The organism is Kribbella rubisoli (genome assembly GCF_004217145.1).
In the GTDB taxonomy this organism is placed as follows: Bacteria; Actinomycetota; Actinomycetes; order Propionibacteriales; family Kribbellaceae; genus Kribbella; species Kribbella rubisoli.
Genome location: NZ_SHKR01000005.1, coordinates 1 through 17,781 on the forward strand (window position 1 = coordinate 1; position 17,781 = coordinate 17,781).

Below are 17,781 nucleotides of genomic sequence, written 5' to 3' on the forward strand. Positions count from 1 at the left end.
CAACCAGCCGCAGCAGACCAGCACACTCCGCCGAAAACGACACGGCCCTCGCAACTCCTCAAATTGAGGTGTTGCGAGGACCGTGTGAACCCGCCCCTGGTGCGGGGTCTTTCGCGTGCGCAGATCAGGCCTGCAGCGCAGCCTGGACGTCGAGGTGGATCTCCACCTTGTCGCCGATCAGGAGCTTGCCACCCTCGAGCGGGACGTTGAAGTCGATGCCCCACTCCTTGCGGCTGATCGAGGTCGAGGCCTCGAAGCCGATGATGGTCTGGCCGTAGGCGTTCTGGTCGACGCCGAGGAACTCGACGCCGAGCTCGACCGGCTTGGTCACGTTCTTGATGGTCAGCTCGCCGGCGAGGACGTAGTCGTCGCCCTCGGGCTTGATCGCGGTGCTGACGAAGGTCATCTTCGGGCTGTTCTCGGCGTCGAAGAAGTCGCCGGACTTCAGGTGCCCGTCGCGCTGCTCGTTCCGGGTGTGCACGGAACCGAGCTCGATGGAGACGCTCGCGCCGGACTCCTCGATGGTGTCCTTGACGGTGATCTCGCCGCTGAACTCCTGGAAGGTGCCGCGGACCTTGGTCATCAGGTGCCGAACGGTGAAGCCGATCTCGGTGTGCGCGGTGTCGATGGCGTACGTACCGGCGACCAGGCCGGGGATGGTGCTGGTCACAGTGCCGGTGGTGGTGTCGCTCATGGGGTCCTCTCGGGAAGGTGTACGTACTGGTCGGGGGCGACGCAGCCGGGGCTATAGTTAAAACTTCAACCGAACGACTACGACAGTAGGCAGTAACGGTTTAAAAGTCAACTACATTCCCGGTACACTGTTCCCGTGACGACGATGGAGACTGGGACTCGGTGGCTCAGCCCCGAGCAGCAGGTGGCGTGGCGTGCGTACCTGCTGGGCACCGCACGCCTGATGGCCAAGCTGGACGACGACCTGCGCCGGTTCGGCATCGGCATCAACGACTACGAGATCCTGGTCCGGCTCTCCGAGTCCCCCGACCGGCGGCTCCGGATGGCGGATCTGGCTGACCGGCTGCACCAGAGCCGGTCGCGCCTGACCCACACGGTCGGTCGCCTGGAGGCCGCCGACCTGGTTCGCCGTACGTCGTGCACCAGCGACAAGCGCGGCGTCTGGGCCGAGCTGACCGAGGCTGGATTCTCGCTGCTGGAGCAGGCTGCGCCGTACCACGTCGAGGGCGTCCGGGAGAACCTGGTCGACCTCGCCAGCGCGGAAGACTTCGCTGCCGTCGGCCGCGTGTTCGACTCCGTCTCGGAGCACGTCGGGCAACGCTGATCAGTGCACGGCCGGGGTGATCTCGAGCGCCAACTCATCCCGGTCGGCACCACGGTAGGCCATCATCTTGTCCCGCATCCGCCGCTTGACCGGCGGAAGGTGGTTGACGGTACGCATCGCCGTACGCATGCCGGCCAGCGCCACCCGCCCGACGACCGGCTTGTGCACGGGGTCGGCCGACGTCATCTGCGCCCGCGACTTGATCACGGCATCGAAGCCGTACTCGATCATCTTCGCTTCGTACTCGTTGACGGCCGGAATCAGCTCCCGCCGACCATCGCGTACGTCGATCAACGCGCGGCAGAGGTTCACAGCGTCGCGGAGCGCGGTGTTCGCACCGACACCGCGGCCTGGCGTCATGGTGTGAATCGCATCACCCAGCAGCGTGACGTTCGTGGTCTTCCACGGGTCGAGCGGGACCGATGTCCAGATGTTCACCGGGAAGCACGTGCCCGGATCGGTCAGCTCGAACAGCCGGCGCAGGTTCGGGTGCCAGCCCGGGGTGACGTCGAGGGCGACCTTGATGAGCTCCTCACCGCTCAGCTTCATGATGTTCGCGGGCAGCTTGTCCCTGGTCGCGGACAGGCCCCAGTTCATGTAGTCACGCGTGTTGTCGAACTGCAGGCCGGGCCAGCGCCGGATGAGTTCCTCGGTGTTGCCGCCGATCCCGCTCTTCACGTGACCGTCGCGATCCCACTGGAACTCCATCACGTGCAGGATGCAGGCGAACCCGCGCGGCGCGGTGACGATCGAGATGCCCTCGAACACCTTCGGCGAGACCAGCTTCGCGCTCTCCTCGGTGATCGGCAGCTTGCCGGCGATCGCGACGATCCCGGTCTCCTCGGTCTTCGCCTGCGGCAGGTACTGACGCCGTACGCGCGAGCCTGATCCGTCCGCGGCGACGAGCAGGTCACCGGTGGCGCTCGTACCGTCGGCGAAGTACGCCGTCACCTGGTCGCCGTGCTGCTCGAACCGGGTGAACTCCTTGCCGAACTCGACGACATCGTCCAGCCCGGTCAGGAGCACCTGCCGCAGCGTCATCCGGCTGATCGACTTCTCGCTCTCGACCGGATCCGTCGATGCCGGGATCTCCATCGACAGGACCTCCTTGAGGTCCTCGGTGAGCATGTTGAAGTACTTGGGGTCGCGCGCCTTCGTGGCCACGAACGTGTCGTACAGCTCCTTGGGCAGCAGCGCATGGAGCGCGCGGCTGCCGTCCGGGTCGATCCCGACCCGGTAACCGTGCAGGCCGTCGGTCCGGACCGCGTCCCGCTCGAACACGGTCACGCCGATGCCGGCTCGCTTCAGGCCGTGCGCCAGGGCCAGGCCGCCGGTCCCGCCACCGATCACCAATACCTTCATTTTCCCTCGCTTCTCCAAGTGTCTCGGCTCTTCAAGTATCTCGCATAGCCGAGTATCTTGGAGATCCGAGAGAAATGCAAGCCCTATGCTGAGGCGGACCATGACCAGTACTCGTGAAGAGCTCACCGGCGAGATCCAGCAGCGGATGATCCGATTCATCGCCGAAGCGGTGCTGTACAACCACGCCGTGTCGGCCAAGGTCGGACTCGGCGCCAGCGACTCCCAGTTCATGACGTTGCTGCAGACGTACGGCCCGCTGACGCCGCGACAGCTCGCCGAGCGCACCGGTCTGACCTCCGGCACGGTCACCGGTGTCATCGACAGGCTCGAGTCGCACGGCTTCGTCACCCGCCGGCCGGATCCAGGCGATCGCCGCAAGGTGGTCGTGACGCCGTCGTTCGAGGCGATCCGGGAGAAGCTCGTCCCGCTGTACGCCGACCAGGGCGAGCGGATGCACGGCGTACTCGCGTCGCGGAGTGTCGAGGAGCTCCGGACCATCTCCGCGTTCCTCGCCGACTCGATCGCTGAAGCCGGCAGCTAAAGCGTTTGAGCCTGCCCGACGACTCCGGAAGCCTTCTCGGTGTGACAGACATTGACGGCCGGGCCGGCATCGACGCAGAACTGGTACGGCGACTGATCGCGCACCAGTTCCCGCAGTGGGCCGACCTGCCGGTCACGCCGGTGAAGGTCGACGGCTGGGACAACCGGACGTACCGGCTGGGCGCCGACCTGACGGCGCGCCTGCCAACAGCCGCTGCCTACGTGCCGGCCGTGGACAAGGAGCACCAGTGGTTGCCGGTGCTCGCGCCGTACCTGCCGGTCGAGATCCCGACCGCCATTGCCAAGGGCGCGCCCGGCGAGGGGTATCCGCATCCGTGGGCGATCCGGCGCTGGATCGACGGCCGGACCGCGTCGGCTGAAACGGTGACCGACCTGATCGCTTTCGCAGAGTCGATCGCGGACTTCATCCACGCACTGCAGAGCATTGACGCCACGGGCGGACCGCTCGCCGGCAAGCACAGCTTCTATCGTGGTGCGCCGCTGCAGCACTACCACGAGGAGACGGTCGAGGCCCTCGCCGTACTGAAGGACCGCATCGACGCAGACCTCGCGGGTGAGGTGTGGGACGCCGCTCTCGCGTCGACCTGGGACCGGCCGCCGGTGTGGTTCCACGGCGATATCGCGCACGGAAACCTGTTGGTGCAGGAGGGCCGGCTGACGGCCGTCATCGACTTCGGTACGTCGGGCGTCGGCGATCCGGCCTGCGACCTGGTGATCGCGTACACATTCTTCTCCGGCGCATCGCGCGACGCCTTCCGCGAGGCCGTTGATCAGGACTCGGGCATGTGGGCCCGTGCCCGCGGCTGGGCACTCTGGAAAGCTTTGATCACTTCAGACCTCGCGGTGGTGCAGGCCGTCCTGGACGACTACGTCACACAAACGCGCTGACGCCTTCGTACTCCCCCATCGCTGCAACGCCGGCGGTCTCGTACTCAAGCAGCATCAGACCACTCGGCGTTGCTTCATGCTTCGTGAGCTTCAGACCCGCGGTTTCCCCCGGCTGCTCGAACAGCCGCCTGCCGGCTCCGATGACCGTTGGCGCAACCACCAATCGCACCACATCCACCAGCCCGGCCCGCACCAGCGCACTCCCCAACCGAGCACTCCCGTGGATCTGCAGCTCGCGACCCTCTCGCGCCTTCAGCTCTTCAACGCCTTCGATCTGCAGGACAGTGGTCGGCTGCCAATCACCTTCACTGATCGTCCGGCTCACGACGTACTTCGGCAGCGAGTTCATCCGGTCCGTGAACGGATCATCGGGGTCAGTGATCTGCGGCCAGTCCCGCGCGAACGCGTCGTACGTCCGCCGCCCCAGCAACAACCCATCAGCAAGATCGAGCCATTCCGAGGTACGCCGTACGAACGCCTCGTCGATGAACGGCACCAGCCACCCGCCACGGATGAACCCGTCGCTCGTGTCTTCACTCGGCGACCCGGGCCCTTGGCTGACCCCGTCCAGCGTCACGAACTCCGTCAGCACCAGCTTCATCGCGCGCCCTCCGCGACCGCAGCGAGCTGCTTCGTGACGGTCCCCCAACCGTCCGCGAATCCCAGCTCCTCGTGCCGCGCCCGAGCCGCGGACGTCCCGTGCCGCACGATGATCCGGTAGTCCGTGCCCTCCGGATGCTCCGCGAGCATCACCTCGGCCGTCATCAGAAACGGCTCCGGACTCGCAGGACGCCAGCTGCTGTCGATCGCATTGGTGAACACCAGCCGCTCGATCTCCTCGACCACCAGGAAGCTCGCATCGAGATGCGGCACGAACTGCGTCCCGTCCTCGCTCAGCTGCGTGACCATCGCCCCACCAGGACGAACCTCGAGCCGCTCCACGCGGCACACCGCCGGAGCCGGCACCCACCACTGCGCGAACTTCGCCGGATCGGTCCAGGCGTTCCAGACGGTCGCCCGCGGCGCTCGGATCACCCGCTCGACGGTCAGATCAAGCTCGGGATCAATCATGACTCTTCCTCCTGGGATTCCGTGACGAGGCGTTCCAGCCGATCGGTGCGGTCGGTCCAGATCCGTCGCTGCTCGGCGAGCCAGTCGTCGACGAGCGCCAGCCGCTCACGATTCAGCACACAGGTCCGCACCCGGCCGACCTTGACCGTCCGGATCAGCCCGTTCGACTCGAGCGTCCGAACATGCTTCATGAACGAGGGCAGGGTGATCGGAAAGTCGGCCGCAAGCTCACCCACACTCGTCGGCCCACGCCCCAGCCGCCGAATCACACTCCGCCGAGTCGGATCAGCAAGCGCGACAAACACGCCGTCGACCTCGCCTGGATACTGTGCCATGAGGCTAAGTATTGCCTTCAGCCGATACTTAGCGCAAGGGCTAACTATCAGGAAGCACGAAGGACCCCGCCTCCGATCCGGAAGCGGGGTCCTTCGACGGCTTGCTCAGTCGCGGGTGAGCTTGCGGTGGGTGACGCGGTGCGGACGGGCCGCCTCCGGGCCGAGCCGCTCGACCTTGTTCGCCTCGTACGACGCGAAGTTGCCCTCGAACCAGAACCACTTGGCCGGGTCCTCGTCGGTGCCTTCCCAGGCGAGGATGTGGGTCGCCACGCGGTCCAGGAACCACCGGTCGTGGGACACGACCACCGCACAGCCCGGGAACTCCAGCAGCGCATCCTCCAGCGACTGCAGGGTCTCGACGTCCAGGTCGTTGGTCGGCTCGTCGAGCAGCAGCAGGTTGCCGCCCATCTTCAGCGTCAGCGCCAGGTTCAGCCGGTTCCGCTCACCGCCGGACAGTACGCCGGTCGGCTTCTGCTGGTCCGGGCCCTTGAACCCGAACGACGCGACATACGCCCGGCTCGGCATCTCGAAGTTCGCGACCTTGATGAAGTCGAGCTCGTCGGACACCATCTGCCAGACCGTCTTCTTCGGGTCCAGGTTGCCGCGCGACTGGTCGACGTACGAGATCTTGACCGTCTCACCGAGCTTCAGGCTGCCCTTGTCCGGCTGCTCCTCGCCGATGATCATCCGGAACAGCGTCGACTTGCCGACGCCGTTCGGACCGACGACGCCGACGATGCCGGCCCGGGGCAGGGAGAAGCTCAGGCCGTCGATCAGCGTACGGTCGCCGAAACCCTTCTCCAGCTTGCTGACCTCGAGCACCGTGCTGCCCAGCCGCGGGCCCGGCGGGATGTTGATCTCGTCGATGTCCAGCTTCTTGGAACGCTCGGCCTCGGCGGCAAGCTCTTCGTAGCGCTGCAGGCGGGCCTTGCTCTTGGACTGCCGGCCCTTCGCGTTCGACCGGACCCACTCGAGCTCGCGCTCCAGGATCTTCTGCCGCTTGGCGTCCTTCTGCCCCTCGACGACCAGACGCGCCTTCTTGGTCTCGAGGTACTTCGAGTAGTTGCCCTCGTAGCCGTACGTCCGGCCGCGGTCGAGCTCGAGGATCCACTCGGCGACGTTGTCCAGGAAGTACCGGTCGTGGGTGATCGCCATGACGGCGCCCGGGTACTTCTGCAGGTGCTGCTCCAGCCACTGCACCGACTCGGCGTCTAGGTGGTTGGTGGGCTCGTCGAGCAGCAGAAGATCGGGCTGCTGCAGCAGGAGCTTGCACAGCGCGACCCGGCGGCGCTCACCACCGGAGAGCTTGTCGACGATCGCGTCCGGCGGCGGACACCGCAGCGCGTCCATCGCCTGCTCCAGCTGGGCGTCGATGTCCCAGGCGTTGCGGTGGTCGAGCTCGGTCTGCAGGTCGCCCATCTCGGCGAGCAGCGTGTCGTAGTCGGCGTCCGGGTCGGCCAGCTCGGCGGAGATCTCGTTGAAGCGGTCGAGCTTCTGCTTGGTGTCGCCGACCCCTTCCTGCACGTTCTCCAGCACGGTCTTGCCCTCGGTCAACGGCGGCTCCTGCAGCAGGATCCCGACCGTCGCCCCTTCCGCCAGCCGCGCCTCGCCGTTGGAGGGCTGGTCGAGCCCCGCCATGATCTTGAACAGCGAGGACTTACCGGTGCCGTTGGGCCCGACCACGCCGATCTTCGCGCCGGTGAGGAAGTTCAAGGTGACGTTGTCGAGAACGACCTTGTCGCCGTGCGCCTTCCGGACGTTGCGAAGCGTGTAGATGAATTCCGCCATACCTAGAGCCTATGTGCTCCGGTCTCTCCTTACCCAACCGGTTGTCCACAGCCGCGAGGTCCACAGGCCCGATCGGGCCGCGAGAAGTGCATCTTCTCCGTCGACAGGACAATCCGCACGGAAGGCAGAACCCGATGAGCGTCAACGAAATCCACCTGACCGTGGTCGGCCGGATCGGCAGCGAGCCCGACTTCAAGGAGATCGGCCAGGTCCCCCACCTCTCGTTCCGCCTGGCCTCCACGCCGAGGCAGTTCGACAAGACCCTCAACAGATTCGTCGAGAAGACCACCTCGTGGCTTCAAGTGGAGTGCTGGCGCTTCCTCGCCCAGAACGCGTTCGATTCGACCCGCATCGGTCAGCCGGTCATCGTCAGCGGCAAGCTCCGCACCCACGAGTGGACCGACGAGAAGGGCGAGCAGCGCAGCCGCCTCGTCCTGGAAGCCTTCACGATCGGCCACGACCTCAACCGGGGCACGGCGACGTTCTCCAAGTCCGCTCCGCGAGGTGAGCATGCCGTTCCTGAGGTGAGCGTCACACCCTTCCCCGCCGAGGAGTACCCCGCCACACCGCTCCCGCTGGCGGCGGAGGCGGCATGATTATCTCACCCTTGACTTATATAAGCGCCGCCCGGCATTCTGAGGTCCATCCCAGCAGCCGAGCAGGAGAGGGAATTACCTGTGATCGACATCCTCGAGCACATCAACGCGGTCCAGCGGGAGGTCAGCCGCACGGGCGAGACCGTGACGGTGCTGATGCGCCGCTCGTACCAGGCCGACCCGGCGGAGGTGTGGGACGCCCTCACGGATCCCGACCGGATGAAGCGCTGGTTCATGCCCGTGTCCGGCGATCTCCAGGTCGGCGGCACCTTCCAGCTGGAGGGCAACGCCGGCGGCGAGATCCTGGAATGCGAGCCGCCCAAGCGGTTCAAGGTGACCTTTGGTGGTCCCAACAGTCTCCTCGAGCTGCGCCTGCTCCCCGGAGCGGACGCCTCCACCGAGCTGGAGCTCGAGCACTCGATGAGCGAGGCTCCGGCGCCCGGCGGCGCGGGCGCGCTCTGGGTCGGCCCGGGCTGGGACGGCGGCTTGCTCGGCCTCGGGCTCTACGTCACCGGCGAGCTTCCGGCGGACGCCGACCCGACCGAGATGGCCAACTCCGCCGAGGTGATCAGCTACAACGAGCAGTCGGTCAGAGCGTGGATCGAAGCGATCCGCGCCTCCGGAACGACGACGGAGGAAGACCTGACCTCCGCGGCCAAGGTCTCGATGTCCCAGTACGCGCCCGACGCCGAGCTCTGACCTCTGCTGACCGCCGGGGTGCGCGCCACATTGTGCGTGCGCCCCAGCGGCAGCTCGACTTCCAGACCGGCGGACGCCTAGCCGCGTGCAGTGGCGAGGCTGTCACGGCAGGTCGTGTACGCCGTGAGCTCCTCGCGAGCCGGCGCAACTACGTGGCTGTCGGCAACCTTCTCGAGTTCGGTCCGCAGCGCCTTCGCCACCTGACGGGAGCGACGCAGCGCACCGCTCGTCGCGAACACCCGGCAGACGAAGGAAAGCGCCAAGCCCAGGACGGCACCACCGACCAGCATGATCCACGCGTACGGGATGCCGTTCCACTCCGGCAGCGGCGGGTCGCTCAGATCCGCGATTCGCGCCACCAGCAAGGCGATCAGCCACGCGGCGCCGCCGAGCGTGACCAGGAACAGCAGCCACTGAACGATCCGCGCGAAGCTCCACCAGCCCGGACTGTTGGCGACGCCAAGGTCCGTGCGCGCGACCGCCTGGTCGAGCTCGTCGCCGAGCGACTCCTCACGCCGCCGGATCGCCGTACGCACCGAATCGGCCCACGGACGCGACAGCCCTTCCGCAGCCTTGTTCGTGATCGTGCGGACGGCGGCATCCATCCGGGCTCGCTGCACAGGTGTTGCCGCAGGCAACGAAGAGCGCGCGATCGCGACCTCGCTCGATGCCGACCTGCGCAACGCCTTGCCCTGCTCGCGCGACACCTGGTCGCCGTGCAGCCGTCGCAGCGGATCCGGACGGAACCGCTCGACCCACTTGGTCAACGGCCACCCCGTCGCAGCGCGAGCACGCTGGAGGTGGGAGCGACGTACTGCGTCGGCAACAACCGACAGCCCGCTCGCGTCCGACAACGCGTCGACCAGTTCGGTGACGTCCGCGTCCGCAATCTCCGGTGTCTTCGCGTTACCGCACTGGCTCGCCATCCGGTCCGCGACCCGGTCGACGTCGGCGGAGAGGCGCTCGCGTGCGGAGCGCTTGTTGCTGACCCGCTTGACCAGCAGGGCGCGCACCTCCTCGAGGCCGTCGCCACTGACGGCCGAGGTCGCGACGACTGTCGGCGACTTGAGACCGTCCGACTTGAGCAGCCGGTCCAGGTCTTCGAGGCAGCTCTTCCGCTGGTCCGGCGTCAGCTTGTCGATGTGGTTCAGCGCGAACACCATCACCCCGGAATGCGAGGCGAACGGTTTGATGTACCGGTTGTGCAGCGCCGCATCTGCGTACTTCTGCGGATCCACCACCCACACGAGCATGTCGACCAGCTCCACGAGCCGGTCGACGATCAGGCGGTGCTCGACTTCGGTCGAGTCGTGGTCGGGAAGGTCCAGCAGGACCAGCCCGTCCAGGTCCTCGGAGTGCGCCTCCTCGAGCGAGCTGCGGTGCTGCACCTGGTGGCGGCGCGGGATCCCGAGCCAGCTCAGCACCTCACCGGCCGGCTCGTCACCCCAGACACAGGCCAGCGGCATCGAGCTCGTGGGCCGACGCGTTCCGATCGCGGCCAGGTCGAGCCCGGTCAGCGCGTTGAACAGCGACGACTTGCCGGAGCCGGTCGCGCCGGCCAGCGCGACGATGGTGAGGTCGCCGGACATGCGCAGGCGTTGTCCGGCCCGGTCGACGATCTGCGTCGCCTCGGTGAGCACCACCGGGTCGAGCCGACCGTCGCCGGCCTTCGCGGCCACGTCGATGGCATCGATCTTCTTCAGGACATCGGTTTCGCCCCGAACCGGGGTCTCGACCGTATCCACTGTTTCCGTCACGTGCAGTCCTCCACCGCGCGCGCGGCCTCCGTCAGTTGCCTGGCCGTCTCGGCGTCGACCGGATGCTGGTCAAGGACAGCCAGATAGCGGGCGAATTCGGCATCCATCAGTGCATGAACCTTACCGTCAAGGTCCTCGCGTGCCTTGTCCACCATGCCCTGAACTGCCTTGTCGCCGAAAACTGCTTCCAGCAGCCGCTGCCCGACCACCGCGCTGCCCGCACCGACGCTCGCCTCGGCGCCCTTCGGGATCCCGGCCTCGCGGGCGAAAACCACCACCATCAGCGAAAGGCCGAGCCCATTCACGCCGTACTCCAGGATGCGTGCCGTCGACTTCTTGGCACCGCCTTCCTTGCGGATCACGTCGAGCACGAACGCCTGCCACTCCCGGACGGCCCGAGCCGCAGCATCCGGGAACGCCGGCGACAACGCGCCGAGCGAGCTCTCAGGGTCTTCCTCCGCGAGCGCCGCGTCACCGACAGCAAGCAGTTGGCGACCGGGGGCGGTTGCCTGCCACGCCTTCTCGGCACGTTCCGCGGCGGCCGTCGCGTGCTCGCGCAGCAGCGACTCCAAACCGGACTGGATCGCGTCGCTGACGTCACGCGTTTCCGCCGGCTTGTTGCCGAGCGAAGTCTTCAGCCGATCGCGCAGCCGGCCCGCGTTGGACTGCAAGCCCTTCAGCAGTTCACCAGTGCCGACGAACTCCTGCCAGCGAGCAAGCACCTCGCCCCGCAACAGCGTTCCGTCCTGGCACGCCTTGGCGATGTCCTTCACAGCCTGGTCGTACGCCGACTCCACCGACGACCGCAACTCGATCGCGGTGTCCGCCTGTGCCTTCACAGCCTCCGCGAACGGTGGCGTCGTCTTCACCATCGCGCTGACCGCGCCCTGCAAGGTACGGCGGACCACACCCGCGCGCGCCTCGGCATCGGCAGCGAGGTCGACCAGCCAGTCCTTGATCGAGGCAACCGTTGCCTGCGGCAGCATTCCGTTGCCATCGACAACAGTCTCCTGGATGGAGAACAGCGGCGAATCGCCGAGTCCGCGCTCGAGCAGCATCTGCGCGAGGTGCCCAGTGATGTCGTCGATCGTCTCGCTCGGAGCCCGGTCGAGCACAACCGCGACCGCAGTACTGCGATCCGATGCGCTCTGCAGGAACTCCCACGGGACAGCGTCGGAGTACCGCGCCGCCGTGGTCACGAACAGCCAGAGGTCTGCGGCTCCGAGCAGCTGCGTCGCGAGATCACGGTTCGCCTCGACGACGGAGTCGATGTCGGGCGCGTCCAGGATCGCGAGCCCGCGCGGAACGGTGTCAGCGGCAACCAACCGCAGCTGCCCAGCATCCTCCATGCCACCCGGCTCGTCCGAACTCGTCCGCGCCATCCCCGGCAGCACCCGGTCACCCACGAACCAGTCCGCATCCGCCGGGTGGTGAATCAACACCGGCGACCGGGTCGTAGGCCGCAACACACCCGGCTCGCTGACGACCTTGCCGATCACCGTATTAACCAGCGTCGACTTCCCAGCCCCCGTCGACCCACCAACCACAGCCAACACGGGTGCCTCAAGCTGCACCAATCGAGGCAACAGGTAGTCATCCAGCTGATCCAACATCGCCTTCTGCTGCTGCCGAGCCTCGTCAGCCCCCACAACCTCCAGCGGCAACCGACTACCCGCCAGCACGCCCCGCAACTTCATCAACGCAGTAATCAAAGCCATGGCAGCCTGCTCAGCCGCCAACCGCTCCGCCAACTGCGCCGCAGTCAGCTCCTCTTCCCCCTCAGCCGACCCGTCACCACCATCAGCCGCGCCGTCAGCCTCGCCGCCTGAGGCCCCACCAACCGACTCACCGTCAGCTACCTCATCCGCAGCACCGGCGGCCTCACCAACAGCCACGGCCTCGCCGCCACCACCAGCCGCGTCATCAGCCGGGTCACTTGCACCACCATCAGCCGCAGCACCATCAGCAGCCCCGGCCACCGACTCACCCGCGGCGACACCATCTACCGCGCCAGAACCGCCATCCCCCGCAGCCTCCGCGGACTCGTCTACAGCAGTCGCCCCGGCATCCCCGCCACCATCTGCGGCCACGTCGCCTGAATCGTCCGCGGGCTCCGCAACCGGCTCGCCCGGGGCGCCATCCACCGCGGTCTCGTCCGCAGCCTCATCACCCACGCCATCAGTTGCACCGTCCGCCGCGTGCCGTCCGGCTCCATGAGCAGCACCACCAGCCGCCGACTCCGCGGCGTCGCCGCCCGCCTCATCCGAGCCATCGCCCGCCGCGGTGTCACCAGCCGCCCCAGCACCAGCGTCCTCCGCAGCACCAGACTCAGCACCACGCTCGCCCGCGCCGTCACTCACCGACTCGCCCTCGGCACCGCTCGCCGACTCGTCCGCACCGTCACCCGCCGACCGATCCACACCGTCGCCGGCCAGCTCACCCGGACCGCCGTTCACCGGCTGGTCCGCGCCGTCGCTCGTCGACTCGTCCGCGTTCTCGGCCGAACTCGATGCAGCTTCCTCCTCTGCGGCCTCGTCCGCCGCACCATCTGCCGAGTCGCCGTCGGACTCGACTGTCGCCGCGTTCGCCGGCTCGCCCTCGGCGTCGTTCGCCTCGCCAGAGGCGTCGTTGGTCGACTCGTCTGTGGTATCGGACGACTCGCCCGCGCTCCCACCTGCGGTCTCGTCCGCCGCGACGTCTTCCGTCCCAGAGCCGGCGTGCTCCGCCGCGCCTTCTGCACCCGATTCGCCTGCCGAGGCGGCGGCATCAGTTCCGTCGGAGGCGGCAGCGCTCGCAGCCTCGTCGGCCGCATCATCCATAGACTCGTGCAAGGTCTCGGCCGACTCGTCCGCGGCCGGGCGGGCGGCCTGCTCGGCGGCACCGCTGGTGACCTGCTCGGCAGTTTCCTCGGTGAACTGCTCCGCGGTCGCGTCGGAGGTCTTGTCGACGGCTGCGTCTGACGCCTCGGCGTCGGTCAGGTCGGGCTGCTGCTCGGTCGAGCCAGTCTGGTCGTCCGGGACGGCGTCAGATTGTGTTCCTGCGGCGTCCTGGGCGGCGTTCTCCGGCTGCTTGGGCAGACCGATGATGATGTTGCCGTACTCGAGGGGAAAGCCGTCAGGCGACTCGTCCGGCTCGTACACGACACCAACCCGCGGCGCTGCCGCCGCGCCAGAGCCTTGCACCGCGTCGCCGTCACCAGCCTGCGCGCTAATCTCGCCGGCCCGCTCGGTGCCCTCAGCGCCCCGTGCGGTGTCCTCGCCAGCCTGATCTGCGCCTTCGCCGCTCTGCGCCGTGGCCTCACCGCCCTGTGCGGTGCCCCCGCCACCCGGTCCACTGCCTCCGCCACCATGCGCCGCGCCATCGCTGGTCTGCGCCGCGCCATCGCTGGTCTGCGCGTTGCCTTCACCAGTCTGCTGGGTGCCTTCGGCGGCCCGTGCGGCGTCTTCGGTCGTCTGCGCGCGGGCTTCCGCGGGCTCCGCCGTGGCTTCAGCCACCTGTCCGCCGGTGTGCTCGGCCGATGTCGGGTCGGTCGAGGTGGATGAGTCGGCTGGGGAGGTGTCGGTTGGGGTGGACTCCGCGGTTGGCGACGGGTGGTTGGCCGTCGACGGCGCGTCGTTCGTCGTAGCGGGCTGCTTGGAGTCTGTTGCGGAGCTCTCGGCGGCTGCTTCTGCGGACTTGGCGGCGGCGTCGGAGGTGGTCGCGGCTGGCTCAGGCGACTCGGCGGCTGCTGTCTGGTCGGACGTGGGTGCGCCGTCCTGAGTCAGCTTGTCCTTCGAGTCAGGCGTGGCTGGACCGTCGGGCGCCACGCCGGCGCGCGCTCCGACGGACTGTCCGTCGGAGGATTGAGGCTCGGGCGTGGCGGTGGGTTCCTGGTCGGGGGCCGACTTTTTGCGGCGGCGGCGCCAGAAGCCTCGGGCCTTGGGGGTGGACTGGGCGATGAGGTTCGCCAGCTCCTGGGCAGGCTGATCCTGGTTCGGAACCCTCGGTTCCGAACCTTCACCAGCTGCTGACCTGGTGTCAGCCACGTCGTCCGCCCACGAGCACAGAGTGCCCGGTCGGACAGCGCAGAAGCAAAGTCATCGTCAGTCCCGTTTGGCGGCGTGGACGGGTGGCAGTCACTGCGGTGGTGGATACGGACCGTATCCTCCCGGCGGTCCTTGTTGACCGGGGGGTCCCGGTGGGTAACCAGACTGACCGGCTGGGTAACCGGGTTGCCCCGAGGGATACCCCGGCTGAGCGGGCGGATAACCACCCTGAGGAGGTGGGTATGCGCCTTCCCCGGCGCCACCTCCCGGAACCCCAGGACCCGGCCCACCAGGCACCTGCCCGGCACCACCCGGCCCCATCGAACCACCCGGCCCCGGGCCCATCGGGGCACCCGGACCCATCGGCATGCCAGGACCCATCTGCCCCATCGGCATACCCGGAGGACCAGGTGGGAAGGCGCCACCGGCGTACTGCGGAGCCGCCTGTGCGAACGCAGGCATGGGAGGGAAGGGCACGCTCGGCCTCCGCTCTCGCAGCTCGTCCAGCAACTGCTTCTCCGTTTGTAATGCATCCGGTCCGATCACCTGGCGCACAATCTTGTCCCGCAGGTACGCCAGCTCGGTCGCCGCGTGCTGGAACGCCTTCGCGGCAGCTTCCGCCTGGGGCCCGTACCGCCGCGCGTTCTGCCGCAGAGCCTTGCGCCCTCGCAGCGTCGCTATCAGTGGAACGTCTTGTGGAACCAGCCATCCGAACCGCACATAGTCGTACAACCGGGACGCGATCATCTGTCCCTCCCGTGATCGCATCACGAGCGCGAAGACGACCAGGCAGATGAACAGCGGCACCATCAGACACAGGTACGCGACGATGAAGCCCCCGCCACCGGCCCAGCTCGCCGAAGCGTTCCAGGACGCGTGCGCCAACACCGCAGCCAGGTACCCGACGACCGGCGCAAGAAAACGGACCACGGTACTTCGGTGGCGTATCGCGACGCCGATCCCGATCGCGGTGAACGACGTGAAGAGCGGATGTGCGAACGGCGAGATCACGCCGCGGATGATGAACAGCGCGAACGCACCGCGCAGACCGGCGTCGCTGCCGGCCTCCTCGGAGAGCGTGTTGAAGACGCGGCCGTAGTACAGGATGTTCTCGGTGAAGGCGAAGCCGACGCCGACCATCCCGGCGTACACGAGGCCGTCGATGATGCCGTCGAACTCCTTGCGGCGTACCAGCGCCAGCAGCAGGATCACGGAGCCCTTGGCGAACTCCTCCACCGGCGGGGCGACGAAGACCGCGGACCGGTCGCCGCCGACGCCGGTCTCGGCCAGCCGGTGCGACACCTCGGTGTTGATGAAGATCGCGGCCAGCGTGGCGATGAAGGCACCCCAGCAGAGCGCGAAGACGATGTACCGGGTCGGCTCCGGCTCGTACCGGTCCAGCCAGAGGTAGAGCGCGATGACCGGGATCACCGGCACGAACGCGAAGATCAGACCCCAGGTGAAGCCGCCCGCGCCGGTCGACTTGGCCACGATTCCGAAGATCACCAGGCCCGCGATCGCGAAGACCACCGCGATCACGATGCCGATCAGCACGCCCTGGTTGCGGCGCTGGCCCGGGACCGGATGGCTGCCGAGAACGTTCGGCTGCGGGTACGGTCCGCCGGACGAGTACGCCGACCCCGCCGCGGGTTGCGGCGTGCCTGCCGGGCCTGGTGAGGGGTGACTCATGCCCCGAAGCCTAGTTGGGGTGCCGATCAACCGGCAGGACCACCCACTCAGCGTTACCGGGATGGAACGACAACCCTGTACTTCGCCCCCGCTCGAGCCGCGCCGTTCAGGAACCCAGAGGCGAGATCACCCGCCTATCTGAGAGACTCTTCCCGCCACGCGCCCGTAGCTCAGCTGGATAGAGCGTCGGACTTCTAATCCGTTGGTCGCAGGTTCGAATCCTGCCGGGCGCGCCATTTCACCCGTGGATCAGGCTGCTGTGCGGGCCGGGTCGCTGGGGTGGGCGGTGAGCGGGATGGTGTCGGTCTCCAGCCAGTCCGCCAGCGGGAGCGACTTGAGGATGGTCGCCATCTCCTCGGGGCTGTCGGCTTGCCATAGGCCCAGGGCTCGGCCGTCAGCGCGCTTCCAGAGGCGGATGAGCTTGCCTTCGGCGGCGAGTCGGCGGGTACTAGTTGCCTCGCCTGCGACCTTCTCGTCGACGAACTGGGGTGCGGTGCCTTCCGGGATCGTCAGGCTGAAGATGGTGAAGTACTCCGTCGCGCCGGCGCCGAGAGGGGTCGGTGAGGCCGGGTCGTTCGGGTGTGGTTCGAGGAGCATGACGTCGTCGTGGCGCCAGATGCGGAGTGGCATCGAAGCCAGCACCTGCTCGAGTTGCTCAGCGTCCTGAGCCTCGAAGAGACCGAACGTGCGCCACTCGCCGGGTTGAAGCGGCGGCCGCCACAGCCGGAGCAACTGGCCGGCCGCGGCGAGCTTGCGTGAGTGAGCTGCTTCCCGGCCGCGTACCTCGTCGACCTCCGCGTCCGTGACCCCGTCCGGTACCTGCGTGGTCATCGTGACCAGGAACTGCATCTCGTCCTCCTGATGCTCAGCTGCTGCTCAGCCCGATGCGGTCAACAGGATCGCACCGGCAGAGATTCCCTCAGCGAGTTCCTAAGCACTTCTCAGTCTTCTCACGGAGCGGTGGTGTGGGCTGGTTCGTCTTATCTGTACTGACAGGTGACGGAAGGGCCGGTGTGGTGGCTTCAGGAGTGGGTGTCCTTCATACGACCAACGGGTTGCGGGACCTGTGGTACGCCGCGGACGCGCTGGTGATCCTTGCCGGGATTCCGGGCGCCGGGAAGACCACTCTGCTCCGCCGGCTCTACCCGATCGGCGCGGACCACGGCGGCGTACGAGTGTTCGACTCGGAGCGCCTGCGTGCTCGCTGGATGCCCGTCCTCGGCCGAGTGCCGTATGCGTGGTGGCGGCCCTTGCTGCACCTGGCGTACTACGTGCGCGTGCTGGCGGCGATGCGCCGAGGCGGAGGCCCGCTCGTCGTACACGACTGCGCTACGAGGCCCTGGGTACGCCGACTGCTCGGCTGGCGGGCTCGCCGCGCCGGATTGCCCTTGCACCTCATCCTGCTCGACGTACCAGGCGATGTGGCCCGCTCAGGCCAGTGGGCACGCGGCCGCGTTGTGCGGACCGGCAGTATGGCCACGCATTGCCAAAGGTGGCCCGAGTTGGTGGCACGGGCGGCTGAGGACCCGGGGTACGTCGTACCGGGAGCCGCGTCGGCGCTCGTGCTGAGCCGCGGGCAGGCTCATCAGATCGCCCGGATCAGCTTCGGTTAACGAATTGATGCTCCTATTGGTGTCAAGCGGTGTTGAGCCAGGTGCGGTAGCGGTGGGCGAGGTCGTGGTCGGGGTAGGTGCCTTGTTCGGTGCGGACGAT

The 17,781-nt window shown here is 67.6% G+C and carries 16 protein-coding genes and 1 tRNA gene; 7 read left to right on the forward strand and 10 right to left on the reverse strand.

The window, feature by feature from the left end:
• Positions 1 to 124 precede the first annotated feature (124 nt).
• Positions 125 to 694 (reverse strand): YceI family protein, encoded by a 570-nt coding sequence (locus EV645_RS02475; protein WP_130439315.1) that lies wholly within the window; start codon positions 692 to 694, stop codon positions 125 to 127.
• 144 nt (positions 695 to 838) lie between these two features.
• Here EV645_RS02475 and EV645_RS02480 point away from each other — a divergent pair, with 144 nt between their 5' ends.
• The gene (locus tag EV645_RS02480; protein WP_130439337.1) at positions 839 to 1,297 is read left to right on the forward strand and encodes a MarR family winged helix-turn-helix transcriptional regulator; all 459 of its coding nucleotides are present in this window, start codon (positions 839 to 841) and stop codon (positions 1,295 to 1,297) included.
• Here EV645_RS02480 and EV645_RS02485 read toward each other — a convergent pair whose 3' ends face one another.
• Entirely contained in the window at positions 1,298 to 2,659 is a 1,362-nt protein-coding gene (locus EV645_RS02485; RefSeq protein WP_130439317.1) for an FAD-dependent oxidoreductase, read from the reverse strand.
• A gap of 100 nt (positions 2,660 to 2,759) precedes the next feature.
• Here EV645_RS02485 and EV645_RS02490 point away from each other — a divergent pair, with 100 nt between their 5' ends.
• On the forward strand, positions 2,760 to 3,200 hold the full coding sequence (locus EV645_RS02490) for a MarR family winged helix-turn-helix transcriptional regulator (protein ID WP_198681431.1): 441 nt from the start codon (positions 2,760 to 2,762) through the stop codon (positions 3,198 to 3,200).
• 41 nt (positions 3,201 to 3,241) lie between these two features.
• Positions 3,242 to 4,108 (forward strand): aminoglycoside phosphotransferase family protein, encoded by an 867-nt coding sequence (locus EV645_RS02495; RefSeq protein ID WP_130439319.1) that lies wholly within the window; start codon positions 3,242 to 3,244, stop codon positions 4,106 to 4,108.
• Here EV645_RS02495 and EV645_RS02500 read toward each other — a convergent pair.
• From EV645_RS02500 to ettA, 4 genes are all read right to left on the reverse strand, one after another.
• Positions 4,092 to 4,709 carry a dihydrofolate reductase family protein gene (locus EV645_RS02500; protein WP_130439321.1) on the reverse strand — a complete coding sequence of 206 codons (618 nt, stop codon included), beginning with the start codon at positions 4,707 to 4,709 and terminating at the stop codon, positions 4,092 to 4,094. The genes EV645_RS02495 and EV645_RS02500 overlap by 17 nt on opposite strands.
• On the reverse strand, positions 4,706 to 5,179 hold the full coding sequence (locus tag EV645_RS02505) for an SRPBCC domain-containing protein (protein WP_242000161.1): 474 nt from the start codon (positions 5,177 to 5,179) through the stop codon (positions 4,706 to 4,708). The genes EV645_RS02500 and EV645_RS02505 overlap by 4 nt, the downstream gene beginning before the upstream one ends.
• Complete coding sequence (locus tag EV645_RS02510) at positions 5,176 to 5,514, reverse strand: ArsR/SmtB family transcription factor (protein ID WP_130439323.1); 339 nt, start codon at positions 5,512 to 5,514, stop codon at positions 5,176 to 5,178. Before EV645_RS02510 ends, EV645_RS02505 begins: the two co-directional genes overlap by 4 nt.
• A gap of 105 nt (positions 5,515 to 5,619) precedes the next feature.
• Positions 5,620 to 7,302: an energy-dependent translational throttle protein EttA gene (ettA, locus tag EV645_RS02515; protein ID WP_130439325.1), complete on the reverse strand. Its 1,683-nt coding sequence runs from the start codon at positions 7,300 to 7,302 to the stop codon at positions 5,620 to 5,622.
• Between the two features lie 134 nt (positions 7,303 to 7,436).
• Between ettA and EV645_RS02520 the strand changes: the two genes are divergently transcribed.
• Together EV645_RS02520 and EV645_RS02525 are read left to right on the forward strand one after the other, a co-directional pair.
• The gene (locus tag EV645_RS02520; protein ID WP_157996993.1) at positions 7,437 to 7,898 is read left to right on the forward strand and encodes a single-stranded DNA-binding protein; all 462 of its coding nucleotides are present in this window, start codon (positions 7,437 to 7,439) and stop codon (positions 7,896 to 7,898) included.
• An 81-nt stretch (positions 7,899 to 7,979) separates the two neighbouring features.
• Positions 7,980 to 8,597: an SRPBCC family protein gene (locus EV645_RS02525; RefSeq protein ID WP_242000162.1), complete on the forward strand. Its 618-nt coding sequence runs from the start codon at positions 7,980 to 7,982 to the stop codon at positions 8,595 to 8,597.
• 77 nt (positions 8,598 to 8,674) lie between these two features.
• Here the strand turns inward: EV645_RS02525 and EV645_RS02530 are convergent, their stop codons facing one another.
• The 3 genes from EV645_RS02530 to EV645_RS02540 all read right to left on the reverse strand — a co-directional run bounded on the left by EV645_RS02530 (position 8,675) and on the right by EV645_RS02540 (position 16,068).
• On the reverse strand, positions 8,675 to 10,354 hold the full coding sequence (locus tag EV645_RS02530; RefSeq protein ID WP_198681432.1) for a GTPase: 1,680 nt from the start codon (positions 10,352 to 10,354) through the stop codon (positions 8,675 to 8,677).
• Positions 10,351 to 14,160 (reverse strand): AAA family ATPase, encoded by a 3,810-nt coding sequence (locus tag EV645_RS02535; protein WP_242000163.1) that lies wholly within the window; start codon positions 14,158 to 14,160, stop codon positions 10,351 to 10,353. The genes EV645_RS02530 and EV645_RS02535 overlap by 4 nt, the downstream gene beginning before the upstream one ends.
• Positions 14,161 to 14,469: 309 nt before the next feature.
• Complete coding sequence (locus EV645_RS02540) at positions 14,470 to 16,068, reverse strand: PrsW family intramembrane metalloprotease (RefSeq protein ID WP_130439331.1); 1,599 nt, start codon at positions 16,066 to 16,068, stop codon at positions 14,470 to 14,472.
• A gap of 159 nt (positions 16,069 to 16,227) precedes the next feature.
• Here EV645_RS02540 and EV645_RS02545 point away from each other — a divergent pair.
• A tRNA-Arg gene (locus tag EV645_RS02545) sits at positions 16,228 to 16,304 on the forward strand.
• Positions 16,305 to 16,317: 13 nt separating this feature from the next.
• On the opposite strand, the gene EV645_RS02550 is transcribed toward EV645_RS02545, so the two are convergent.
• Complete coding sequence (locus EV645_RS02550) at positions 16,318 to 16,917, reverse strand: muconolactone Delta-isomerase family protein (RefSeq protein ID WP_130439333.1); 600 nt, start codon at positions 16,915 to 16,917, stop codon at positions 16,318 to 16,320.
• A 179-nt stretch (positions 16,918 to 17,096) separates the two neighbouring features.
• Here EV645_RS02550 and EV645_RS02555 point away from each other — a divergent pair, with 179 nt between their 5' ends.
• Complete coding sequence (locus EV645_RS02555; protein WP_242000164.1) at positions 17,097 to 17,681, forward strand: AAA family ATPase; 585 nt, start codon at positions 17,097 to 17,099, stop codon at positions 17,679 to 17,681.
• Positions 17,682 to 17,781 lie beyond the last annotated feature (100 nt).